Origin of the sequence: Brucella pseudogrignonensis, from assembly GCF_002252525.1 — a bacterium.
GTDB lineage: Bacteria > Pseudomonadota > Alphaproteobacteria > Rhizobiales > Rhizobiaceae > Brucella > Brucella pseudogrignonensis.
The window spans coordinates 251,561-272,946 of the sequence record NZ_NNRM01000053.1 but is presented as its reverse complement, the minus strand read 5'-3'; the positions used below and the strand labels follow the sequence as shown (position 1 = coordinate 272,946).

The window sequence follows — 21,386 nt, the reverse complement described above, 5'->3', positions numbered from 1 at the left end:
ACCCCGCTTCGTTCTGCTGAAGGACACAGGAGCGTTCGAAACATACCGACCATCTTTAAGGACGGCACTGTCTCGGGCATGCAGCTTCTGCGCGGCTGTTCGATAAGGCTTGCGGTTTGTCGTGTCCCGCTCGCCAGTCCGCGTGAATTTGGTTTGGTAAGCCTTGTGGGGCTCACGCAAGGTATGGGATTTCATTGATATTCCTCCTTTTAGGAGGTTGATCTGTGGCCTGCACATGCTGGCCAACGTGGCTCAGGCTGCGATGGCGCCCGGCTGTTCGTAATTGTCGTTCGCGGCTTCCAGCGCACGGATGCGTGGCATAGCGATATAACTGACGCAGTGATTCGCCGTGGACCATCCACCGTTCGAAACGCACCGCACAACGATGCGGTCGGCTGTAGATTTTGGGATCGGTCGGCGGAGAATTGAAGCTACAGTCGATCTGGGCAAGCTAAGCGCATTTCCGATCTCTGTCGGGTTGGCGCCCACCTCGTGCATGCGATGCACTTCTTCTATGGTTTCATAATCTTTCATGCTCTCCTCGTGTTTGGTGTTGGTTGACAAATGGCTTCGGTGAAGCCATCTGTCTTGTCGCGCGGGGTGGTACTCGCGAAGGAACCCCCGGTGTAGAAGTGGCGCAAGCCCTCCTCGTGTAAGCCGGGGTATTACGAGGCGGAGCGAGCAGCGGGTGGTGCCGGCTCATAAACTCCGCCTTTAAAGTTTTCGCCCTAATATCTGGCGCAGGGCTTATTGCTCGTGTTTGGTCATCATCCAGATATGACGGTCTGCTGGTGAGGCAGAATGAGGGTTAGGCCGATTTTTTACGCCTTGCCGTTGCTGGAACATTATCGTTACCAGCTGAAGACGACGGAACAGAACCCGCATCGATATCCAGGCCAAGATACATTTTGAGGATGATTTTTGCGCGCTCCCGCTGACGTGCGGTGGGATGACTTGTACTAATCATGCTTGCGGCGAAGCTGATTTCCCACGGCGTCATTTGACGCAATACGGTTTCAAGCAACACAAAACCGAGCGCTTGATAATCAGTATATTCGGGCTGTCGATCAGTAAGCGGAACGCTGACTGGACGATTACCGGCCTTAATGTCAGAAATTGCTATTTCCAGGCTTTTGGGATCAGATTTGACTAATGCTCTAGCCATTCACATTCTCCTCTGTGATGTTAAGCAGCGCTTCAATTTTTGATAATGTGTCGTCGTCGGCTGCTGATAGAGCGGCGACAATTCTTGCAACCCTTGCCGATGAATTGCTAATTTGTTGATTTTGTTGATGGATTTTTCCAACCACGTGGTTGGAGTTTTCTATGTGCTTTGGAACAGAGGCTGATGCTTTTGCCTTAGACCGTCTCTCCCGTTCAGATTTGGCTTTCTTTTCCCTGATCTCTTCAAGGGTAGCGTCGCCATTTGCTAGCATCATGTATTTTCTGGCTGTTTCATCACTCAGCCTAACGTGCGAGAAAAGAAAAGCCGACCATCGCATTTCGCGGGTTTCTTTAAGACGCTTCTGTGCTTCCAAAAGCTGAATACCGGCTGCAATGTAATGCTGTTCGGCTTTATCAAGGGCCTTGTCGCCAGCCTCGACGCGAGCCTTTATTTCGCGGCCAACCGTGTCGATTGCTATTAGTTGGTTAGCCACTGACTTCTCCTCATGGTTGTACTTTGTTTGGTTGCATGCTTATGGGTAGATGTCGGTGGGGAGCAAATAGCCACTCTGCAGCTTCGGCTGTTCTCATGTAGGCGAAGCGGCGCATGACTGCGTTCGCTGAGAGACGGCTTCAACCGTCAGAGCTTAGAGGTATTGGCTTATGCTGAAACCTAAGTTGGTCGCAGTTCGTGCTTACGTTCGTCTGCGATTTGGACGCTCAGAGCATGTCAGTGCTCATTGGCGGTCGTGGCCGGGACAACTGGCCTTCGATTTCTAGGCTGGCGTTACAAACCAGCTCAATCCCCACCGGCACCTATTCTTTTGTTCTATATGCTTCTATTCCTGCGCATGCTTATGGGTAGATGTCGGTGGCCGCTCTTCCGAGTGCTTGTTCTGTGTGGTGTTGGCAAACGTAGGTCATCCTTGAATGGCCACTTATCAAAACACCCACCAATCAACACGAGGAACAGCACCATGAAAAAGATTATTGAACGTCTCGTTCACGTACGGGCTCATGTACGGTTCAGACTTGGAAAGATTGAGAACGTTCGAGAGCACACCCGCTCTTGGCCTAATCAGCTAGCCTTCAACTTCTAAGATTGTACGGCCACCGGCACCCACTAATAAGCATGCGAAACATCGCCAGCCTCATATGCGAGGCCAGCGCTCCTGTTGGTCTACGGTGGGTATTTGTCGTTGACGGCGAAAAGCGCTCTGATCGAATGGGTCATGATTTTCTCCTCGTGTATTGGCTGGTCGTCTTGGGATTTTGGTGCTTGGCAGATTTACTATCTGTCCGGTCGCGGAAGCTCCGGCTTCTCTTTGTGCAACTCATTCTCCTTTTGTGTGTCCCGACATTCTTTGTGTCGGTTGATGATTGACTTATGCGATAAACAAATAATTATGTCAACTGGTATTATGCGATATTCGCAATATATTTGTTGAGCAATATATGCGAAAAGGCCATATGGCTAAAATATACTCAGCTCAGTGGATGGAAGACGCTCGCAATTCTGCGGGACTGACTCAGTCTGAACTGGCCGATCGTATCGGCTTGAGCCAAGACAAAATTAGTAATGTTAAGCGCGGAGTGCGTAAGCTTTCCAGCGACGAAGCCACTCGTATTTCAGAAGTTACCGGGTATCCGCTGCCCGGTCACATTAACCCACTGGATGTATTAGGATACATTGGCGCTGGCGCCGTGGTTTACCCCATCGATGATGGCGATCCCTTGTATTCGCTAAATATCGAATACCCCCTTCCACCGGGAACGGTGGGCGCGATTGTGCGCGGCGACAGTATGTTCCCCATTTTTGAGGATGGGGATCTAGTAGCATATTCAGGCGAGACGGTTTTACCTGAAGATATGATTGGGGAAACCTGTATTGTGCAAGTAACTGATGGGCGAATGCTTATCAAAACGATTCGGCGCGGGTCATTGCCTGGCCTATATACACTAACCAGCTACAATGCCCCCGACATTGTGGACGTGTCGTTAGATTGGGCTCGATCATTCTATAGTCGTATTTCTCGCAGGGTTTGGCGCAAGTTTGTACGCTAACCCTTGCCCTGACGACTGCAAATTGCGCTTGATGTAGGCTTAAAAGCCGAACGCCTTTTCAATTGCTTGCACACGCAAAGCTAATAGGGCTATTGGCGGAAATTCTTCATCATCCCATATAATTCCTGACCACCTTTTATGATCATATTTTGCAAGGCTACCAGCGATAACGATAGCCTTTTTTCGCGCGTCTAAATCGTTAGCATTTCGCTCAATCTGATCCATAAGCGCACTCACCTCATCAGGCTCGTCTCCGCCCATGTACTCTTCGATCAAATCGGATGCCTTCTTATGAAGCCGTGCGAACACCTCAACTACCGACTCCGATCCGTCCAAGGCTGATTTCTCGCGCAAAAGATCATCAATATTGGATCGCGCCTCTTCGTCTAATTTTGCCGGAAGCGATAAAACTTTAGTAAAAAACAGAACGGGCGTCACGAGAAGTAAGCCTACTATAAATGACGTCTTCGAAATCACGTCGCCCATGAGCGCGTCATACCCAGACCAAGCGCCCACAATTAAAGCTGCTACAACTGACAGTACTGCGGCAACGATCATTGACCGCGGTCCACCAAATCCCAAATCGCTAAGCGTCTCACGCCATGCGCGGGAAATAATTTTATTCCAATACTCTCTCTGCATGCTGCCCCCACTCGCTTTAGAAGGGGCAATCTACCTAATCTCTCCATTGATTCAATCTCCTCAACACCCGCATCATTGCTGGACGCGGTCATATTATGCGTTAATCAAAATCCACCGCAAGTTAAAATATTTGATTTTCGCTATTTTTTGACTTGACGAATTTATTTGATTATCGCATCTTTCTTATCGCAGCCAGCACGAAGACGGCCTCACCAGCTTGATCTGCTGAACCAACCAAACACGAGGAGTAACCCAATGACGAACGCGAAAACCCCGAGAAGAAGAAGATCGCCAGCACCTCGAAAGAACGAAGTAATCGGCGGCGGATTCTTTGTATTCCGCCGTGGCAAACTAACCGGCCGCGTCAGCGTTGCCACTACCCTACCGTATGAACACGGGTCGTTTGAGCAAGCACTGGCGGAGGCAACGCGCCTCGCCAAGCTCTGCCCAGGCGAAACATACGAAGTTTTCCAGACAAGTGGCGCGATCGCCACATCCAACCATGATGTGTTTCTCGCCGAACTCCGCGAGGCCGGTGCCAGCGTTGAGACTGTCGCTAGTGAAGACCCCGAGCTGGCGGAGGCTGCGTGATGAACCGCGCCCTGCTGGAAATGCTCGCCGATATGGAACCTGAGCTGCACACCGAAGTGCATCGCGCAGGCAGTGACGAACCAATGCGTCGTCCCGACCACCGTGCAAAGAAGCACGCTCGCCCAATGCCCTGGATACGATACGCAGCGCGCGAAGCCGTTGAGATGACGGTTGTCATTGGTTTCTTTGTGACAATCGGCGCTGTTGGGCTCGGCGTCACATGATTTACCGCGAAAGATAGCGACGGGGCGTAGCGCCCCAGGATTTACCAGTCATCGACGATCCGAGCGTTTTCACGCCACGGGCCGTCACGGTCACCAAAACCACACGAGGAGCATCAATTCATGTCTAACAGACACACGCACATTCTTACCGCCGACGAGTTCATTGCTCAGGGCACCACAGCAGCAGCAATCCTGTCGATTGCCCGTTGGTATCGCGTAAGCGACCCGGCAACCGCCGCAAAGATCAAAGACATTGCATATGACGTGTCGCGCAAAACGGGCGAGAAGTTCCGTATGCGCCGCGTGCGACCGGCCAACGACAATCGCCGTCCTTTCAAGCGGAGGGCGGCGTGATGGACAGCCGCGGCAACAGTATCGACGCTGCTTATCTCAACGCGTTGCGGCTAGGCCCGCAGCGCATAGGCCGGGCTTCTGTTGGAAGCACTGGGATTCCTCTGCCCGTTGCTCGCCGTCTGGCGGCAACAGGTCGGGCCGTCGTCGTGGGTGATGAGGTGCGATCTATCAAGGCGGCGGCTCGTCAGGGTCCGCCAACAGATTAAGATAATTGGTTATCTCTTCGGCTTCATCGCGCCGGAGATTGCAACAGAATTGGCCGTTCAGCTTCGCAGGTTCGCCCGTTGAGAGCTTAACGACGGTCCATGTTCCATCCGGCTCTTGCCGCTTGTCAAAATGAAATATCGTCATGGCATCAGCAGTTTGTTGCTATGCAGATCAGCTATTATTCCAATTCGCAGTACCCTACGTCATTTAATGATGACGTATCGGATGCCTATTCCATCGAATGTCGCAGTGATTAAACAGATAAGCCATCTCGCTAGCTTCGTCCTCTGACAAATCGTGAAGCAGCGTTCCATTCACGGCTGCTGGCAGAGCATTGTTAGTATTAACAACCGTCCAGCTACCGTCCTGCTCTCTGCGGACATCATATCTAAGGTCAGCCATGCCACTACCCTCCATGTGGACTAACTTTCCAATCACGAGACGAAGTTTAATTTCAAATCCCGTTTGGTCAATAGCCCACTAAGCCGCTAGCGCCTCATCCAATCCGTTGAGGTACTCAATCAGTTCTTCGGCATCGCGCTTCTTAAGCGAGCAGCAAAGCTGCCCATTGAGCGAAACCGGATTCTGACTGACGGTTTCCTTTACGGCCCAAAGACCATTCGGCTGTTCGTCCAGATAATAAAAGTTAGCTGCCATTGCGAACTGCGGCGTCATCTCAATTTCCTCAGTTGTGGGGAACCGCCGCGATAACGCCGACCCGGAATCTTTGTTCCAAAAAAATCAAGAAAAGTGAGGAATCAACATGCATAATGAAAACGACAACGAAGCTGATTTGCTTATGGGCGTCGAGCCTATCGCTAAATATCTAGGCGTCACAAGGCGCCAAGCGTATCGGCTTGTCTACGATAAAATTATGCCTAGCTTTAAGCTCGGTGGCACCGTTGCTGCTCGCCGATCCAGCCTCAAAAAATGGATGGAAAGTCTGGAAGCAGAGCACGCCGCGTAAGCCGTGTGCCATGTGTCAAACCATGTGCCGTCGATTCCCCGCGCAATCCTGAAAATGCGTGTTTTTCTGGGAAATCCCTGAATATTTGCGGCACATGGATTATGATGCCACACCAAGCTCAAACATTTGATATTGTTGTATATTTTTGGTGAGCGCGCAGGGATTCGAACCCTGGACCTACTGATTAAAAGTCAGTTGCTCTACCGGCTGAGCTACGCGCTCCCAGAGGGGAACAAATCGTCCCTGGAAGTGCGGCGGAACATACGGGCGACTTTCAGAATGGTCAACACCATAAAATCAAGTTTCTTCAACATAAATTCAAAAAAACGACACCAATCGGCAGATTTCCACGATAAGCTGGGCGCACCGCCGATTTTCCACCGTCAAAAAGTGCATTTATCAACAAAATTTCCGCGCCCGCCCATCCGAGACGACAAAGAATCGCGTCGGGATTGACGAACTAGCCAAAAATTTCGAGCTTTGAAAAAGCGATTCCTGTTGTTGAAATGTTACTGTAGGCTCATAGGTGTAACTCATTCCAGCATTTTGGTTTTTCATGTCCTTCGTTGCCAATGCATTCTATCGATTCAGGCATTCCCTATCTGGCATAGGGCTTGCACTCGGAACTTTATTGTTCGCAGCGGCACTGACACCAAGCCTTGTTCCGCGGACCTATGTCATGCAGGGCATATTGTGCGGCGTCGCATTTGGTTCTGGATATGGCCTGGGCGTATTTTGGCGTTGGGTCTGGCACTATCTGGAGCTGCCCGAGCCGGGGGAATGGTTGCGCAGCCGTGTTAATTTACTCGTTGGCCTTATCTGTCTTGCAGTTGCTATAGCTGCGCTTTATTTTTCGGCCGGCTGGCAAAATTCAGTCCGCGCCGTGATGGGCATGGAGCCAGTGCCCAGCGCCTATCCTGCAAGCGTCTGCGGACTAGCTGTAATAACCTTTTTGATCCTTCTGCTCTTGGCACGCGGTCTTATCGGGCTTGGCCGATTTATTTCTACACGAATACACCGTGTCGTACCTCGCAGAGTAGCTAACGTCATCGGTGTTGCAGTGACCGTTGTCCTCATCTGGACAATCGCAAACGGCCTGTTGATCCAATCCACATTCGAAGTGCTTGATCGTTCGTTTCGCGAATATGACGCGCTAATAGAGCCTGATCGCCCCCAGCCTTTGGCGGTTGATAAAACAGGAAGTGCTGCATCATTGCTACAATGGGATGAGCTTGGCCGAGCAGGGCGCGAATTTGTGTCGTCGGGTCCGACGGGCGCTGAAATATCATCGTTCACAAAACGCCCGGCAATCGACCCTATCCGCGTTTATGCGGGTTTGAATGTCGCAGACACACCCAAGCAGCGTGCTGAGCGAGCATTGGATGAACTCAAACGACAAAACGGATTTGACCGCTCGATCCTGGTAATCATTACTCCCACAGGAACCGGCTGGGTCGATCCTGCGGCTATGGATGGACTCGAATATCTTCACGATGGCAATGTCGCCAGCATCGCGATGCAATATTCCTATCTCAACAGCCCGCTTTCCCTTCTGTTTCAGCCGGAATATGGCGCTGAGGCCTCGCGTGCGTTGTTCTCCACCGTTTACAACTACTGGAAGGCATTGCCAAAAGATAAACGACCTCGCCTCTATCTCTATGGTTTAAGCCTCGGGGCGATGAATTCCGAGAAATCAGTTTCGCTATTCGAAATGCTGGCAGACCCGATCAACGGCGCATTATGGAGCGGTCCTCCCTTCCCTAGCCGCGATTGGAGGCAAATCACGCGCGACCGTAATCCTGACACTCCGGAATGGCTGCCGGTCTTCAAAGACGGCTCTTTTGCTCGGTTTATGAACCAGAATGGTGAGGCACCTGGAAACGGCGACCGTTGGGGACCGCTACGCATCGTCTATCTGCAATATGCCAGCGATGCAGTCGTGTTTTTTGACAGCCATTCTTTCTACCGCCAGCCGGACTGGATGAACGAACCGCGTGGTCCCGATGTTTCACCACAGTTACGCTGGTATCCAGTCGTGACCATGCTGCAGCTGGCCTTGGATATGGCGTTCGCAACCGCAACGCCTATTGGACACGGTCACGTTTACGCACCCGAACATTATGTCGATGCTTGGATCGAAGTCGCCGATGTGGATGGCTGGAGTGCGGAGCAAATTGACCGCCTGAAACAGTACTTACATCATAAAATGACAGGCGACGACGTTGAAGGCTATGACCAGCGCGGCGGATAATCGCACAAATATGGTCTTGGTATAATCTGACCTGCAAATGAAAACAGCCACCCTTTTGAGGCGGCTGTTTTTTCGGATTTCGACTTCTATCAGCGGTAAGGCGAATAGCACTGCTGGCGCGGACCATTATATGGCTGGAACGTATTGTCCGAAGCGCGATATGATCTGTAGCGGTTATAGCACCACTGAACATGGCTATTACTAGCGCGGTAAACCGGCTGAGGTGCTGGCTGAGCGATTGCACCACCGATGATCGCCCCAGCGCCGAAAGCTGCCAACGGATACCACCAGCCATCATTATGACGACGATAGCCATGGCGATAGTGGTTATAGCCGCGATGGCCATTCCAATAACCTGGACGCGGGCGATGATGGTTCCAACCCGGGCGCGGACCGGGACGGTGTCCATTCCAGCCAGGGCGGCCGGGACGATGACCGTTCCAATTGCCATGACCACGACGGTCCCAACGGTCACGCACTTGCATGACGTTATTAGCATCAACAACCTGAGCAGTTGGCAGGACCGGAGCAGCAGAGACAGGCGCCATCGCACCGATCATAAAAGTTGCGCCGACTAAGCCAACCATCATTTTCTTCAAGGTGTTTATCATCTTGTTCTCCAGTTCAACTGCACACATCATTATCGATGCTAGATGAACGTGTGCTGAATGATAGTGAGGAATATATAGCACCCTATACATCTGACAAGTGATTGGCATGATTTAGGGAAAAGCAATCTCGTGAGTTGAGACCTATGTCAGGTTGACCCCAATCATACTTACGGCGGTTACAGTTAAGACTGAACCGCTGGAACCGCTGTGAACTTTTTTAAGCATTATCCGACGCAAAACCGGTTCCCACTTTTACTGGAACTGCTTTAAGTCTCAAATCGATTTTGTTCGCCATGGTTCACATTATCAGTTAGTTTTGCCCATGGCTGATGGGCGTCGTAACAGCGCGTTTATGGTGGGGTTTGTCGTGTCAACTGAGTTGGAAGCATCCAGATTTTATGCTGCAGACATGATTTCCAAAGAAGCCGATCCTTTTCTGGCGGCTGTAGAAAATACACCCACACCTATGCTCATCACCAATCCGCAATTTTCCGACAACCCAATTGTCTTTGCGAACAAAGCTTTTTTGTTGCTGACGGGATATTCGACAGATGAGGTGATCGGCCAAAATTGCCGTTTCCTGCAAGGTTCTGGAACCAATCCAGAGGATGTGATTGCAATAAAAACAGCAATTGCAGCGGGCACTTCAATCGATATCGACATATTAAACTATAAGAAATCCGGCGAAGCCTTTTGGAACCGGCTGCACATTTCACCAGTCAGAAGCTCTGATGGTGTAATCCAGCATTTCGTTTCCACACAACTCGATGTCACGCTCGAGCTAAAGCGTTTGGTTGAGCTGCAACAAGAGCGTGACACGCTTTCCAGTGAGACCAGACGGCATCAGAACTATCTTGATTACATCGTGAATGCCGCAAATATCGGCTATTGGACCCGTGATCTGAAGACAGGGAGCGTGACCGGTTCTGCTGAGTGCCGCCGAATTTTTGGTTTTAGGGAAGACGAACACATCAATTTTGACCAGATTCTCGAGCTGATCGCGCTTGAGGATCGTATGTCGGTGATTCAACAGACGGAAGCTGCTTTTTTAACTGGCGAACCGTATTCCATGGAATATCGGATCGTAAACAGAGCCGGCCAGACCATTTGGGTGGAAACACGAGCCAAAGCGCTGCTCGGCGACAATCCGACATTGCTTGGCGTTATGCTGGATGTGACCGAACGCAAGCAGACCGAAGCTGACAAGGCATTGGTGACAAGAGAAATCTCCCACCGCTTCAAAAACTCCATGGCTATGGTGCAATCCATCGCCAACCAGACTTTACGCAATGCAAACAGTTCCGAACAGGCAAGCCAGCTGTTCAACGAGCGTCTTCATGCGCTGGCCCAGGCGCATGACATGCTGTTGCAAGATGACTGGGGTGGTGCAACCATTACGCAGATCGCCAATACCGCATTGGCTCCGTTCAACAGAACTTTTGGCAATCGCATCCGCATGAGCGGTCCTTCGCTCTTTGTAAGTGACCGGGTAACGGTCTCGCTTTCTCTCGGTCTCTATGAGCTTACAACCAATGCGGTGAAGTACGGTGCCCTGTCCAATGAGCACGGCAGCATCGATTTCAGCTGGGATATTGTCGATGATCAGGGCGAAAAGAAATTCCAGATGCGTTGGCTGGAAACCAATGGTCCCTCCGTTACGCGACCTTCACGACGCGGCTTTGGCCAGCGGCTTATCCGGCTTGTTCTTGCCGAAGAACTCAAGGCACGCTGCGACATCGACTTTGATCCCACAGGCTTGAAAATCAATGTGCTCGCGCCGATCACGGCCGATGTATTTCCGGGCTTTGATCATAGGATGAGCGCAGGCCCAACGATCACCTGACATCATGCTTTCGCGTAGAGGCATTTTGACATCTGGCGGTAGAGCATAAAAAGCGCCATATGCTGCGATCATGAACGATAGCTCTGCTCTTTTTTCCGAACAATCCGAAGTCACCGCGCAGGAGAAGGAAACGCACTTCTTCCCAGTCATGGCCGACTCACCGCCCGTTGATTGGCTGATATCGGACGGTTTGACGGATTACGACGAAGCGCTCGCTTTTATGGAAGCGCGCGTTGCAGCTATTCGTGAAGGAACGGCGAACGAACTCGTCTGGCTCGTCGAGCATCCATCGCTCTATACGGCCGGCACCAGTGCTCAATCAGCAGACCTGCTGACACCGGATCGCTTTCCCGTGTTTAACACCGGACGCGGTGGCGAATATACCTATCACGGTCCCGGCCAGCGTGTGGCCTATGTCATGCTCGATCTGAAGCGGCGCCGTGAAGATGTGCGCGCATTTGTGACTGCGCTTGAGCAATGGATTGTCGAAACGCTCGCGCAGTTCAATGTCAAAGGTGAAAGGCGCGCAGATCGCGTTGGCGTCTGGGTTGTCCGTCCGGAAAAGCCGCTGCTTGCCAATGGTGGCATGTGCGAAGACAAGATTGCTGCTATTGGCATCCGTCTGCGCCGTTGGGTGAGCTTCCATGGCATTGCCATCAATGTCGAGCCGGAGCTCGAACATTTTGACGGCATCGTTCCGTGCGGCATTGCAGATTACGGTGTGACAAGCCTCGTCGATCTCGGCCTTCCGGTAACGATGGGCGATGTCGATGTTGCGTTGGGCAAGGCCTTCGAAAACGTCTTTGGACCTCGCCAGCCCAAATAATTAGACGCTCTTCACGCGCCGCTCGCGCATGAAGACATAGAAACCTGATCCCACGATAATCGCGATGCCGAACCATTTGGACGGCGTCGGAAAATCGCCGAACACAATCAAACCGACCAGAACTGCATTGACGATTTCCAGATACTGGAAAGGTGCGAGCATAGATGCCGGTGCGAGTTTGAATGCTTGCACCACGAGCAGATGACTGACAGTACCGATCGTACCCAGCAAAAGCAGAAGCAGCCAGGGCTGCAGGCTATGTGGCAGTGCAAAACTCAAATCTTCAATGCCCAAACCTGTGCCGAATACCATCGCCAATCCTGCCAGCGCTGCCCCACCGATACCAGCATAAAACTGCATGACGACCGGGCTTTCCTTTGCGCCATATTTACGGTTCAGGATCAGATAAATCGCAAAAGTTACGGCGGTTGCGAGAGGCAACAAGGAAACCGCACCGAAAATTTCGAAGCTTGGCTGAATAACGATCATCGTTCCGATCAGACCGATACCCACAGCGCTAAAACGACGCCAGCCGACTTTTTCCTTGAGGAAGACGGCCGATAGCAGCGTTAGGATCAATGGTTCAGCAAAAAATACAGCCATAGCGTCTGCCAGAGGCATATATTTGACGGCCGTGAAAAAACACGTTCCGCCAAAACCCATCAGCGCGCCGCGCACAAGATTGCCGACAAGATGCGTGGTCCGTAAAGACGCAAAACCACTCATGACGATCAGCACGAAAAACATCAGCACTGACTGAATAAAAAAGCGCATGAAGGTGACAGTAGCCGGCGGCATATTATCCATCATGGCAAGCCATTTGCCGATGGCATCCATAAGCGGCAGCAGCAGTACCGAGAGGACCATGATCGCCATGCCCTTTACGTGCGCTTCTGTGCCGCCTGCTACCCTGCCCTGCATCTCACTACTCGCAATTTTCTCGCTCCCATTGCGCTTACGCGAATGGCCTGCCCGTTTCCATCTTAATTCACGCAAGAAAAGCGCCCGGTTTGACTTTCGCCATGTTTCTGGTGCAAATCGGCTTCGCTACGAGCAAAACCATTTGATAACTTCGGGCAAAAGCGGAACGTAAGGCGAACTTTGTTCGCATTGCGGGTATTCCCGTGGCATTATCTGTGTGATTCGCAGCTAACTTTATTTCGTGCCGTTCAGTGGGGGCGGTTCTTTCGGTTTCAGACAGAAAGCTTTTCGGACAAAGATGGACGACAGCAACGATCTCTTTTCCAGAGTAGTCAACAATGCCCGTGAACGGCAGATGGAGCAGCAGCCCAAAAAGGCTCATGCATCGACGCCTGTTGCGCAAACGGCAACGACACCATCTGCACCAAAGCCAGCCCCTGTTGCAACCAAGGCTCCACCTGTTTCATCAGGCGCTGATGATTACAACGCCTCCTCCATTCGCGTTCTCGAAGGGCTGGAACCGGTTCGCCTGCGCCCCGGCATGTATATCGGCGGCACCGACGAAAAAGCCCTGCACCACCTCTTCGCGGAAGTCATCGATAACTCGATGGACGAAGCCGTTGCAGGCCATGCCAATTTCATTGAGGTCAATCTCGACGCCGAAGGCTTTCTGACCGTCAGCGATAACGGACGCGGCATTCCGGTTGATGAGCACCCGCAGGTGCCGGGAAAATCGACGCTTGAAGTCATCATGACCAAGCTGCACGCAGGCGGTAAGTTCGACGGCAAAGCCTATGAAACCTCCGGCGGCCTGCACGGCGTGGGTGTTTCGGTAGTCAATGCGCTTTCAGATGTTCTGGAAGTCGAAGTCGCGCGCAATCGCCGCCTTTATCGCCAGCGTTTTTCGCGCGGCATTCCTCAGGGTGGCCTTGAAGATGTCGGCGAAGTCCACAACCGTCGTGGTACGCGCGTCCGCTTTCATCCTGACCCGGATATCTTCGGCAAAACCGCACAATTCGATCCGCACCGACTTTATCGCATGGCGCGTTCGAAGGCCTATTTGTTTGGCGGCGTAGAAATCCGCTGGAGCTGTGATCCGTCGCTTCTCGACCCGAAGAAGGAAACTCCGGAAAAGGCTGTTTTCCACTTCCCCGGCGGCCTCAAGGATTATCTCTCTGCCTCGCTCGGCAAAGAACATCAGGTAACGCGCGAGATTTTCTCGGGCCGCACTGAAAAGCAGGGTGGGCATGGTGCTGTTGAATGGGCGGTGTCATGGTATGGCGGTGACGGCTTCGTCAACTCCTATTGTAATACGATCCCGACGGGCGACGGCGGCACGCATGAAGCAGGTCTGCGCATTGCATTGACGCGTGGCCTCAAGGCCTATGCGGAGCTAACCAACAACAAGCGCGCTTCGATCATCACAACCGATGACGTGATGATTTCGGCAGCCGCTATGCTCTCGGTCTTCATTCGGGAACCGGAATTTGTCGGCCAGACCAAGGACAAGCTTGCAACCGTTGAAGCGCAACGTATCGTGGAAAATGTCATCCGCGATCCGTTCGATCACTGGCTTACAGCTTCGCCACAGGAAGCATCCCGCTTGCTCGACTGGGTTGTCGATCGCGCGGAAGAGCGCCTGCGTCGCCGTCAAGAAAAGGAAACCGTCCGCAAGAGCGCGACGCGCAAACTGCGCCTTCCGGGCAAGCTTGCAGACTGCACGCAGAATGCTGCAGCAGGTGCAGAACTTTTCATCGTCGAAGGTGACTCGGCTGGCGGCTCCGCCAAGCAGGCACGCAATCGTTCCAATCAGGCGATCCTGCCGCTACGCGGTAAGATTCTGAACGTTGCCAGTGCTGGCCGTGAGAAGCTGACAGCCAACCAGCAGATTGCCGATCTCGTGCAGGCGCTGGGTAGCGGCACGCGCAAGAATTATCGTGAAGACGATCTGCGTTATGATCGCGTCATCGTCATGACCGATGCTGACGTGGATGGTGCACATATTGCATCGCTGCTCATCACGTTCTTCTATCAGGAAATGCCGGATCTCATCCGCAACGGCCACCTGTATCTGGCAGTCCCACCGCTGTATCGTCTGAGCCAGGGTGGCAAGGTCGCCTATGCTCGTGACGACGCGCACAAGGACGAGTTGCTTCGCACTATGTTTACCGGACGTGGCAAAATCGAAATCGGCCGCTTCAAAGGCCTTGGTGAAATGCGTGCCGAGCAGCTGAAAGAAACGACCATGGACCCGAAAAAGCGCACGCTTCTTCGTGTTCATGTCGATGAAGATTATATCGATGAAACACGCAGCACTGTTGATGATCTGATGGGTACAAAGCCGGAAGCCCGCTTCCGCTTCATTCAGGATCGTGCCGCTTTTGTGGAAGAACTGGATATTTAATCTTTATCTCTTCCTATCCTGAACTTGCCGAAGGATCGGAAGAGATTCGAACTTCACCATTCCCCCAATTTTTTAAGGGGAATGGATAGTCTTTTGCGGCAAATGCTCAATTCTTGACGTCGATGCCGAGCTTGGTTTCGATTTCCTCGGTCGACTCTTTAACGAAAAATGTCAGGTCTGCGCTGAGCGTAACAATACGGGTTCCAGTACCGTAAGCATTATATGACAGGACGTGGTTGAAGTTCACTGCAACCCGTTCACCACTGACATCCGTAAGCATGATCCACATTTGCCCCTCCTCCTGAAAATAGTTGCTATAGAAGAGGATAGAAGCTTTTCTTGAAATGGCAATGCTCACCTAAAGCTTTACCTGCATTCTGACCTTTTCAACCTTGCGACCAAAACTCTCCGACCATTCTTCGCTGCGGTGATAGGTCTTGAATCCAGCTTTTTCATAAAGCCCGATTGCTGGAGAATTATCGGCATGGGTGCCGATTTCAGCTTCCGCAAAACCATCAAGAACAATCTGCGCCATCAGCGCACCAAGCAATGCGCCGCCTACGCCCTGACCATGGTGCGTGGGATCAACCCAGAGGTCGGAAATGTAGTTTGATTTCGGGACGCGAGCGCCCCAACCGTATATTTCGCCGCATCGTTCCGCCAACAAAACACCATCGGCATTCCCGCGCAAGTCGCGCAGGAATTTGGCCTGGAGTTCCGACCGGCTTTCATCCGTCAGCACAATGTCGCGCGCTGCGGTTTGCCATGCGCGCACCGCGATTTCAGCCATAAAAACAAACTCGCCGGTCATAGAGCGCTGTGCGTCCACTTGGACGCACAAAGGTCGCTCTAGTTTTTTATATTCTGGCTTCGATCCCCCTGAAAATCGATCTCGATTTTCGGATCGAAGCCGGGCACGGCGAATGAGAACTTCAGATTTTACCACCATTTCTTCGGTGTAAAGCGTCCCGCAGCCTGCTCAATCGCGCCAGCTGCCTGAAACAGCGTTTCTTCTTCAAACGGGCGACCGATCAGCTGCAGACCAAGCGGCAGACCCTGATCATTGAGGCCAGCAGGAACCGCGATGCCCGGCAGGCCGGCCATGTTAAGCGTGATGGTGAAGATGTCGTTGAGATACATCTTGACCGGATCGTTTGCGAGTTCCTTGTCGCCAATGCTGAACGCAGCGGAAGGCGTAACAGGCGTCAGGATTGCATGAACGCCGCTTGCAAAGACATTTTCAAAGTCTTTCTTGATCAGCGTGCGAACCTTCTGCGCGCGCAGATAATATGCGTCATAATAGCCAGCCGACAGAACATAGGTTCCGGTCAGAATACGGCGCTTCACTTCCTTGCCAAAACCTGCAGCACGGCTCTGTTCGTACATATCGGCAATATCCTTGCCCGGTACGCGCAGACCGTAACGCACGCCATCATAACGCGCGAGGTTGGACGAAGCTTCCGCAGGTGCCACAATGTAATAGGCAGCAAGCGCATATTTGGTGTGCGGCAGCGAAACATCGACGATTTCAGCGCCAGCATCTTTGAGATATTGCACACCCTTCTGCCAGAGCGCTTCGATTTCTTCCGGCATACCATCAATACGATATTCGTTCGGAATACCGATCTTGAGGCCCTTCAGCGACTTGCCGATAGCTGCTTCGTAATCCGGCACTGGCAGATCAACCGAGGTTGTATCTTTCAGATCGAGCGATGCCATAGACTTGAGCAGGATCGCGGCATCGCGCACGTCGCGAGCGATCGGGCCAGCCTGATCAAGCGATGATGCATAAGCAACTGTGCCCCAGCGCGAAACACGGCCATAGGTCGGCTTGATACCGACAGTGCCGGTGAAAGCCGCTGGCTGACGGATCGAGCCGCCCGTATCGGTTGCGGTAGCACCTGCACAGAGATGTGCTGCAACTGCTGCCGACGAACCGCCTGAAGAGCCACCCGGTACCAGATCAACATCTGAGCCGTTCGCACGCCAAGGGTTCTTCACAGGGCCGTAATAGGAGCTTTCATTGGACGAGCCCATGGCGAATTCGTCCATGTTAAGCTTACCCAGCATGACAGCGCCGTCAGCCCAGAGATTGGCGGTGACGGTCGATTCATATTCAGGCTTGAAACCATCGAGAATATGCGAACAGGCCTGCGTGTGAACACCCTTGGTCGCAAATAGGTCTTTCACGCCAAGTGGAATACCTTCGAGAGCACCAGCCTTGCCTTCGGCAATGCGGGCATCAGAAGTTTTTGCCATTTCGCGCGCCTTTTCAGGCGTCACAGCGACATAGGCATTGAGCTTGTCATTGGCGGATTCAATAGCCGCAATATAGGCTTCTGTCAGTTCCGACGCGGTGAAGGCCTTAGCCTTCAGCTTGTCGCGCGCTTCGGCAATGGTCAGTGCGGTCAGTTCGCTCATCATCAAATCCTGTAAAGTCACGCCTCAGCGAGACGCTTTTCAAAAAAGGCGCTGTATTCGGAGTCAGGATAATCCAGAACCACTCCGCAACGCGCAAAACCCGAATTTTCATAAAGCCGCCAGGCACCATCAAAGCCGGGGCCTGTGCCAGTTTCAAGGACCAGACGCGAAGCACCCTTGGCTCTTGCCAGCTCGACAATCGCATCGACAAGATGTGAGCCGATACGCTTGCCTCGAACTTCCGGGCGCGTGAACATGCGCTTGAGTTCACCCACACCGTTATCGTGCATCTTCAGCGCACCACAGCCGACGGCCTTGCCGTCTTCATCTCGCGCGACAAAAACCGTAGTTTCCGGCTCCGCCATCTGCTCAACAGTCATCTTGAACTGGAACTCGAGAGGCGAAAGCGGCAGCATATGCGCGTTCAAGGCTTCGACCAGATCACGCACATCATCCTGCAATGGGGTCTCGACGGAAACCCGAATAGCCATCGACTTACTCCACGACCTTTGGCACGACGAAGAAATTATCTTCGGTCACAGGCGCATTGGCAACAACAGCACTGGCGATATTGCCGTCCGTTACTGCATCTTCGCGCAGACGCATCTTCATCGGCGTTACCGAGGTCATCGGCTCAACGCCTTCAATATCGACTTCGTTCAACTGCTCGACAAAGCCCAGAATTGCATTGAGTTCGCCGGTCATACGCTCTGCTTCGTCTTCATTGACAGCAATGCGCGCAAGATGCGCGACGCGCTTGACGGTGGAAATATCGACGGACATTCTGTTCTCCGCAAATTCATAATTTAGAGCGGCCAACCGCCACCCCGAAAAGGTTCTTTTACCGGCTATAACGGTGCAGGTGGGGAAGCGCAACATTTCTTGCGCTTCCATCCGTCGTTAGCCAAAATTAGAACGTGTGAACAGTGCCAGCGTCAGCCACCAACACCTTCGTTTCCTTATGGTCAGACATTGCCGCTACAAACTTGTCTGCCGTCTTTTCAATGAATGGGAACGAGCCGTAATGGCACGGCAGAACGGTTTTAAAATTGAAATAACGCTGGCACGCAAGAGCTGCCACAGCACCACCCATGGTAAAACGGTCACCGACAGGCACAATGCCGATTTCTGGCTGATGCAGTTCATTGATCAGCGCCATATCAGAGAAAATATCCGTGTCACCCATATGATAAAGTGTCGGCGCATTCTCGAAATGAAATACCAGGCCGTTCGGATTACCCATCGACTGAGTGATGCCGTCTTCTGTCATCAACGCTGAAGAATGCAGCGCGTTAACAAACGTTACGCTGAAACCATCGCGGACAATGGTTCCGCCGGTATTGCCCATGCTGAACTTTTCCAAACCTTTGCGACCCAGCCAGCCGGTGATTTCTGGATTTGCGATAACCGTCGCACCGGTTTCTTTGGCAATCTCAACGGTATCGCCGATATGGTCACCATGACCATGAGTCAGCGCAATATGCGTGGTTCCCTTGGTGGCTTCCTTGAAATCGATGCCCTTGGCACCCGGATTTCCATTGATGAACGGATCAATCAGAATGACGGCCTTATCCGTTTCAACGCGATAGGCTGCATGGCCCAACCAGGTGATTTTCATTGTGTGTCTCCTTGCGGCTCGATTTTCAGTTTTAAAACAGATATTACGGCTCAATTCCATCAGGCAATATGAAGCCTGATCAAAATACTATGAGGACATATGGCCGTCGTTGAGATCGAAGACGTTTTGGAAATTCTGCAACCGGGCCAGACAGTCGCCGGGCTTGATCTCGGCACCAAAACTATTGGCCTTGCGGTTTCCGATCTGGGCCTGTCGTTCTCGCATCCCCGTCCGGTTATCAAACGCACCAAGTTCACAATCGATGCACAGGTGCTGCTGAAAGCACTCGAAGCAGACAAGGTCGGCGTCATTATTATTGGCCTGCCGATGAATATGGACGGGTCAGCCGGACCACGCGTTCAGGCAACGCGGGCTTTCGTGCGCACTATGCAGCCACTGACCGACCTGCCCTTCGTGTTCTGGGACGAGCGCCTGTCTACGGTCGCAGCCGAACGCGCACTCATCGGCATGGATGTTTCACGCGGCAAGCGGGCCGAACGCATCGATTCGGCCGCAGCTTCCTTCATTTTGCAAGGCGCACTGGATCGCCTGCACATGCTGCGCTCATCGCATACCGATGACAGCGATTACGACGCCGGATAAAGCTGATCGAGTATCCGGTTGGCATTATGACGTGCATCCAACATGCCATAGGTCGAGCGCCACTGCCCACCAAGACGTGTTTCGATGAAGGCATCGGCCACATCATCCGCACCAAGATTGCGCAATTCGGCGGCAGCAGCTGCATAAGCTAGCTGCTCCGTCAGAAGACGCGCAACGCCTTGATCAGTTTCGGTCAGCTGCAAGGCTGCCTGCAACACATCAATCGTACCCTGACCACGCACGCCCAGCTGTCCGCTGATCCAGTCGAGAACTTCATCGAATAGCGACGGTGCGCGTGAGAGCACGCGCGCCACGTCGAGTGCCATGACATTGCCCGAACCTTCCCAGATCGCATTGACCGGCGCTTCGCGATAGGCGCGTGCGAGATTGCCGTCCTCAATGTAGCCATTGCCACCGAGGCACTCCATCGCTTCATAAAGCAATGCCGGTGCGATTTTGCAGACCCAGTATTTGACAACTGGCGTCATGCATCGCGCGAATGCAGCTTCCGCGCGATCACTTGCAGCCATATCAAAGGCACGCGCCAGACGCATGGAAAGTGCGGTCGCACCCGCAACATCCAACGCCATATCGGCAAGAACGCGGCTCATCAGCGGCTGTTCGATCAGCTTTTGCCCACCTACCTCGCGATGACGTGCATGATGAACGGCCTCGGCCAGCCCCGAGCGCATCAGGCCAGCGGAGGCAACAGCGCAATCAAGTCGCGTCAGCGTGACCATATCCATGATGGTTTTGACGCCTTCACCTGGATTTCCGACCAGATGACCGATAGCGCCATCAAACTCGACTTCGGATGAAGCATTGGACTTGTTTCCGAGCTTGTCCTTCAAACGCTGGAAGAAAAAGCCATTTCCAGCCGCCTCATTGGTCAGGCGCGGCAGCAGGAAGCAGGAAAGCCCCTCTTCCGCCTGTGCCAGCACCAGAAAAGCATCCGACATCGGCGCAGACATGAACCACTTATGGCCGCTGATTGTATAGGTGCCGTCTTCATTGCGTTCTGCGCGGGTGGTATTGGCGCGAACATCCGTGCCACCCTGCTTCTCGGTCATACCCATACCAAGCGTAATGCCCTGCTTCTGCAAGGCGGGCTTTTGCGAGGAATCATATTTCCGCGACAGAATCTGCGGCGACCATTCCTTGTAAAGATCAGGCGAAGCCATCACTGCTGCGAGCGAAGCATTGGTCATGGTCAGCGGGCAGAGATGGCCTGCCTCAAGCTGTGCGGTGAGGAAGAAACGCGCGGCACGCGCCTGATGGCGACGTCCGGCTTCAGCTGGATTAGCCTCCCATATCGAGCAATGAAGACCCTGCGCAATCGAACGGCGCATCAGCGCATGGTAAGCTGGGTGATATTCCACCAGATCAACACGGCGACCCTGACGATCATGCGTCCGCAGCTTTGGCAATTCGGTATTGGCGAGACGTGCAAGATCCTGCGCTTCCGCCGACATGACGAAACGCCCGGTATTCTCCAGATCAGTATGCAGTTCTTTGGGGAAACGCGCTGCGATCTGAATCAGAAGCGGATCGCCCAGATATGCATTCGTACCCGTCATAGACGGGGTCTGGTTGGTGACTTCGTGGGTTTTCACAGGCTTATCCGTTCGGCTTTGTTCAACTCAAAATCAGCTTGCGAGCCGATTGAGGCGCGCAG

25 protein-coding genes and 1 tRNA gene are annotated in these 21,386 nt (G+C 52.7%); 11 read left to right on the top strand and 15 right to left on the bottom strand.

What is annotated here, in order from left to right; genetic code table 11:
- Window positions 1-252 precede the first annotated feature (252 nt).
- From CEV34_RS26565 to CEV34_RS26555, 3 genes are all read right to left on the bottom strand, one after another.
- Window positions 253-534 (bottom strand): hypothetical protein, encoded by a 282-nt coding sequence (locus tag CEV34_RS26565; RefSeq protein WP_094544775.1) that lies wholly within the window; start codon window positions 532-534, stop codon window positions 253-255.
- 274 nt (window positions 535-808) lie between these two features.
- Window positions 809-1,165, bottom strand: a complete 357-nt coding sequence (locus tag CEV34_RS26560; protein WP_007878689.1) for a hypothetical protein — start codon at window positions 1,163-1,165, stop codon at window positions 809-811.
- Entirely contained in the window at window positions 1,158-1,658 is a 501-nt protein-coding gene (locus tag CEV34_RS26555) for a hypothetical protein (protein ID WP_094544774.1), read from the bottom strand. Before CEV34_RS26555 ends, CEV34_RS26560 begins: the two co-directional genes overlap by 8 nt.
- Before the next feature lie 976 nt (window positions 1,659-2,634).
- On the opposite strand from CEV34_RS26555, the gene CEV34_RS26550 reads away from it, so the two are divergent.
- On the top strand, window positions 2,635-3,228 hold the full coding sequence (locus CEV34_RS26550) for a LexA family transcriptional regulator (protein ID WP_179253658.1): 594 nt from the start codon (window positions 2,635-2,637) through the stop codon (window positions 3,226-3,228).
- Window positions 3,229-3,267: 39 nt separating this feature from the next.
- Here the strand turns inward: CEV34_RS26550 and CEV34_RS26545 are convergent, their stop codons facing one another.
- A complete protein-coding gene (locus CEV34_RS26545; RefSeq protein WP_094544772.1) occupies window positions 3,268-3,786 on the bottom strand; it encodes a hypothetical protein in 519 nt (172 codons plus the stop codon).
- A 339-nt stretch (window positions 3,787-4,125) separates the two neighbouring features.
- On the opposite strand from CEV34_RS26545, the gene CEV34_RS26540 reads away from it, so the two are divergent.
- From CEV34_RS26540 to CEV34_RS26525, 4 genes are all read left to right on the top strand, one after another.
- Complete coding sequence (locus tag CEV34_RS26540) at window positions 4,126-4,461, top strand: hypothetical protein (protein ID WP_235819192.1); 336 nt, start codon at window positions 4,126-4,128, stop codon at window positions 4,459-4,461.
- Window positions 4,461-4,685 carry a hypothetical protein gene (locus CEV34_RS26535; RefSeq protein ID WP_094544771.1) on the top strand — a complete coding sequence of 75 codons (225 nt, stop codon included), beginning with the start codon at window positions 4,461-4,463 and terminating at the stop codon, window positions 4,683-4,685. Before CEV34_RS26540 ends, CEV34_RS26535 begins: the two co-directional genes overlap by 1 nt.
- Before the next feature lie 120 nt (window positions 4,686-4,805).
- Window positions 4,806-5,039: a hypothetical protein gene (locus tag CEV34_RS26530; protein ID WP_094544770.1), complete on the top strand. Its 234-nt coding sequence runs from the start codon at window positions 4,806-4,808 to the stop codon at window positions 5,037-5,039.
- Window positions 5,036-5,245: a hypothetical protein gene (locus tag CEV34_RS26525; protein ID WP_143853525.1), complete on the top strand. Its 210-nt coding sequence runs from the start codon at window positions 5,036-5,038 to the stop codon at window positions 5,243-5,245. Before CEV34_RS26530 ends, CEV34_RS26525 begins: the two co-directional genes overlap by 4 nt.
- 481 nt (window positions 5,246-5,726) lie before the next feature.
- Here the strand turns inward: CEV34_RS26525 and CEV34_RS26515 are convergent, their stop codons facing one another.
- A complete protein-coding gene (locus CEV34_RS26515; protein WP_094544768.1) occupies window positions 5,727-5,921 on the bottom strand; it encodes a hypothetical protein in 195 nt (64 codons plus the stop codon).
- A gap of 88 nt (window positions 5,922-6,009) precedes the next feature.
- Between CEV34_RS26515 and CEV34_RS26510 the strand changes: the two genes are divergently transcribed.
- Entirely contained in the window at window positions 6,010-6,213 is a 204-nt protein-coding gene (locus CEV34_RS26510) for an excisionase family DNA-binding protein (RefSeq protein WP_007878673.1), read from the top strand.
- A gap of 146 nt (window positions 6,214-6,359) precedes the next feature.
- On the opposite strand, the gene CEV34_RS26505 is transcribed toward CEV34_RS26510, so the two are convergent.
- Window positions 6,360-6,435, bottom strand: a tRNA-Lys gene (locus CEV34_RS26505).
- A gap of 334 nt (window positions 6,436-6,769) precedes the next feature.
- Between CEV34_RS26505 and CEV34_RS26500 the strand changes: the two genes are divergently transcribed.
- A complete protein-coding gene (locus CEV34_RS26500; protein ID WP_039860652.1) occupies window positions 6,770-8,464 on the top strand; it encodes an alpha/beta hydrolase in 1,695 nt (564 codons plus the stop codon).
- A gap of 89 nt (window positions 8,465-8,553) precedes the next feature.
- Here the strand turns inward: CEV34_RS26500 and CEV34_RS26495 are convergent, their stop codons facing one another.
- On the bottom strand, window positions 8,554-9,075 hold the full coding sequence (locus CEV34_RS26495) for a BA14K family protein (protein WP_007878670.1): 522 nt from the start codon (window positions 9,073-9,075) through the stop codon (window positions 8,554-8,556).
- Between the two features lie 409 nt (window positions 9,076-9,484).
- Here CEV34_RS26495 and CEV34_RS26490 point away from each other — a divergent pair, with 409 nt between their 5' ends.
- Together CEV34_RS26490 and lipB are read left to right on the top strand one after the other, a co-directional pair.
- Window positions 9,485-10,918 (top strand): HWE histidine kinase domain-containing protein, encoded by a 1,434-nt coding sequence (locus CEV34_RS26490; RefSeq protein WP_051063979.1) that lies wholly within the window; start codon window positions 9,485-9,487, stop codon window positions 10,916-10,918.
- A 148-nt stretch (window positions 10,919-11,066) separates the two neighbouring features.
- Window positions 11,067-11,744: a lipoyl(octanoyl) transferase LipB gene (gene lipB / locus CEV34_RS26485; protein ID WP_235819199.1), complete on the top strand. Its 678-nt coding sequence runs from the start codon at window positions 11,067-11,069 to the stop codon at window positions 11,742-11,744.
- Here the strand turns inward: lipB and CEV34_RS26480 are convergent, their stop codons facing one another.
- On the bottom strand, window positions 11,745-12,665 hold the full coding sequence (locus CEV34_RS26480) for a DMT family transporter (protein ID WP_064321603.1): 921 nt from the start codon (window positions 12,663-12,665) through the stop codon (window positions 11,745-11,747).
- 298 nt (window positions 12,666-12,963) lie between these two features.
- Between CEV34_RS26480 and parE the strand changes: the two genes are divergently transcribed.
- Entirely contained in the window at window positions 12,964-15,069 is a 2,106-nt protein-coding gene (gene parE, locus CEV34_RS26475; protein WP_007878666.1) for a DNA topoisomerase IV subunit B, read from the top strand.
- 106 nt (window positions 15,070-15,175) lie between these two features.
- Here the strand turns inward: parE and CEV34_RS26470 are convergent, their stop codons facing one another.
- From CEV34_RS26470 to CEV34_RS26445, 6 genes are all read right to left on the bottom strand, one after another.
- The gene (locus tag CEV34_RS26470) at window positions 15,176-15,358 is read right to left on the bottom strand and encodes a hypothetical protein (RefSeq protein WP_007878664.1); all 183 of its coding nucleotides are present in this window, start codon (window positions 15,356-15,358) and stop codon (window positions 15,176-15,178) included.
- Between the two features lie 69 nt (window positions 15,359-15,427).
- Entirely contained in the window at window positions 15,428-15,859 is a 432-nt protein-coding gene (locus CEV34_RS26465) for a GNAT family N-acetyltransferase (protein ID WP_143853521.1), read from the bottom strand.
- Between the two features lie 149 nt (window positions 15,860-16,008).
- Complete coding sequence (gatA, locus tag CEV34_RS26460) at window positions 16,009-17,490, bottom strand: Asp-tRNA(Asn)/Glu-tRNA(Gln) amidotransferase subunit GatA (RefSeq protein ID WP_007878662.1); 1,482 nt, start codon at window positions 17,488-17,490, stop codon at window positions 16,009-16,011.
- Window positions 17,491-17,507: 17 nt separating this feature from the next.
- A complete protein-coding gene (locus CEV34_RS26455; protein WP_007878661.1) occupies window positions 17,508-17,981 on the bottom strand; it encodes a GNAT family N-acetyltransferase in 474 nt (157 codons plus the stop codon).
- A 4-nt stretch (window positions 17,982-17,985) separates the two neighbouring features.
- Complete coding sequence (gatC, locus tag CEV34_RS26450) at window positions 17,986-18,273, bottom strand: Asp-tRNA(Asn)/Glu-tRNA(Gln) amidotransferase subunit GatC (protein WP_007878659.1); 288 nt, start codon at window positions 18,271-18,273, stop codon at window positions 17,986-17,988.
- 127 nt (window positions 18,274-18,400) lie between these two features.
- Entirely contained in the window at window positions 18,401-19,108 is a 708-nt protein-coding gene (locus CEV34_RS26445) for a metal-dependent hydrolase (RefSeq protein WP_007878658.1), read from the bottom strand.
- 99 nt (window positions 19,109-19,207) lie between these two features.
- Between CEV34_RS26445 and ruvX the strand changes: the two genes are divergently transcribed.
- Window positions 19,208-19,711, top strand: a complete 504-nt coding sequence (gene ruvX / locus CEV34_RS26440; protein ID WP_007878657.1) for a Holliday junction resolvase RuvX — start codon at window positions 19,208-19,210, stop codon at window positions 19,709-19,711.
- Here ruvX and CEV34_RS26435 read toward each other — a convergent pair.
- Window positions 19,696-21,324 carry an acyl-CoA dehydrogenase family protein gene (locus tag CEV34_RS26435; protein WP_007878656.1) on the bottom strand — a complete coding sequence of 543 codons (1,629 nt, stop codon included), beginning with the start codon at window positions 21,322-21,324 and terminating at the stop codon, window positions 19,696-19,698. The genes ruvX and CEV34_RS26435 overlap by 16 nt on opposite strands.
- Window positions 21,325-21,386 lie beyond the last annotated feature (62 nt).

Coding starts and splice junctions, on each gene's coding strand:
- lipB (WP_235819199.1), top strand. CDS start 11,067: ATGGCCGACTCACCGCCCGTTGATTGGCTGATATCGGACGGTTTGACG.
- CEV34_RS26545 (WP_094544772.1), bottom strand. CDS start 3,786: ATGATCGTTGCCGCAGTACTGTCAGTTGTAGCAGCTTTAATTGTGGGC.
- gatC (WP_007878659.1), bottom strand. CDS start 18,273: ATGTCCGTCGATATTTCCACCGTCAAGCGCGTCGCGCATCTTGCGCGC.
- CEV34_RS26470 (WP_007878664.1), bottom strand. CDS start 15,358: ATGTGGATCATGCTTACGGATGTCAGTGGTGAACGGGTTGCAGTGAAC.
- CEV34_RS26535 (WP_094544771.1), top strand. CDS start 4,461: ATGAACCGCGCCCTGCTGGAAATGCTCGCCGATATGGAACCTGAGCTG.
- CEV34_RS26495 (WP_007878670.1), bottom strand. CDS start 9,075: ATGATAAACACCTTGAAGAAAATGATGGTTGGCTTAGTCGGCGCAACT.
- parE (WP_007878666.1), top strand. CDS start 12,964: ATGGACGACAGCAACGATCTCTTTTCCAGAGTAGTCAACAATGCCCGT.
- CEV34_RS26540 (WP_235819192.1), top strand. CDS start 4,126: ATGACGAACGCGAAAACCCCGAGAAGAAGAAGATCGCCAGCACCTCGA.
- CEV34_RS26560 (WP_007878689.1), bottom strand. CDS start 1,165: ATGGCTAGAGCATTAGTCAAATCTGATCCCAAAAGCCTGGAAATAGCA.
- CEV34_RS26500 (WP_039860652.1), top strand. CDS start 6,770: ATGTCCTTCGTTGCCAATGCATTCTATCGATTCAGGCATTCCCTATCT.
- CEV34_RS26515 (WP_094544768.1), bottom strand. CDS start 5,921: ATGACGCCGCAGTTCGCAATGGCAGCTAACTTTTATTATCTGGACGAA.
- CEV34_RS26455 (WP_007878661.1), bottom strand. CDS start 17,981: ATGGCTATTCGGGTTTCCGTCGAGACCCCATTGCAGGATGATGTGCGT.
- CEV34_RS26490 (WP_051063979.1), top strand. CDS start 9,485: ATGATTTCCAAAGAAGCCGATCCTTTTCTGGCGGCTGTAGAAAATACA.
- CEV34_RS26465 (WP_143853521.1), bottom strand. CDS start 15,859: ATGGCTGAAATCGCGGTGCGCGCATGGCAAACCGCAGCGCGCGACATT.
- CEV34_RS26550 (WP_179253658.1), top strand. CDS start 2,635: ATGGCTAAAATATACTCAGCTCAGTGGATGGAAGACGCTCGCAATTCT.
- CEV34_RS26565 (WP_094544775.1), bottom strand. CDS start 534: ATGAAAGATTATGAAACCATAGAAGAAGTGCATCGCATGCACGAGGTG.
- gatA (WP_007878662.1), bottom strand. CDS start 17,490: ATGAGCGAACTGACCGCACTGACCATTGCCGAAGCGCGCGACAAGCTG.
- CEV34_RS26510 (WP_007878673.1), top strand. CDS start 6,010: ATGCATAATGAAAACGACAACGAAGCTGATTTGCTTATGGGCGTCGAG.
- CEV34_RS26445 (WP_007878658.1), bottom strand. CDS start 19,108: ATGAAAATCACCTGGTTGGGCCATGCAGCCTATCGCGTTGAAACGGAT.
- ruvX (WP_007878657.1), top strand. CDS start 19,208: ATGGCCGTCGTTGAGATCGAAGACGTTTTGGAAATTCTGCAACCGGGC.
- CEV34_RS26530 (WP_094544770.1), top strand. CDS start 4,806: ATGTCTAACAGACACACGCACATTCTTACCGCCGACGAGTTCATTGCT.
- CEV34_RS26480 (WP_064321603.1), bottom strand. CDS start 12,665: ATGCAGGGCAGGGTAGCAGGCGGCACAGAAGCGCACGTAAAGGGCATG.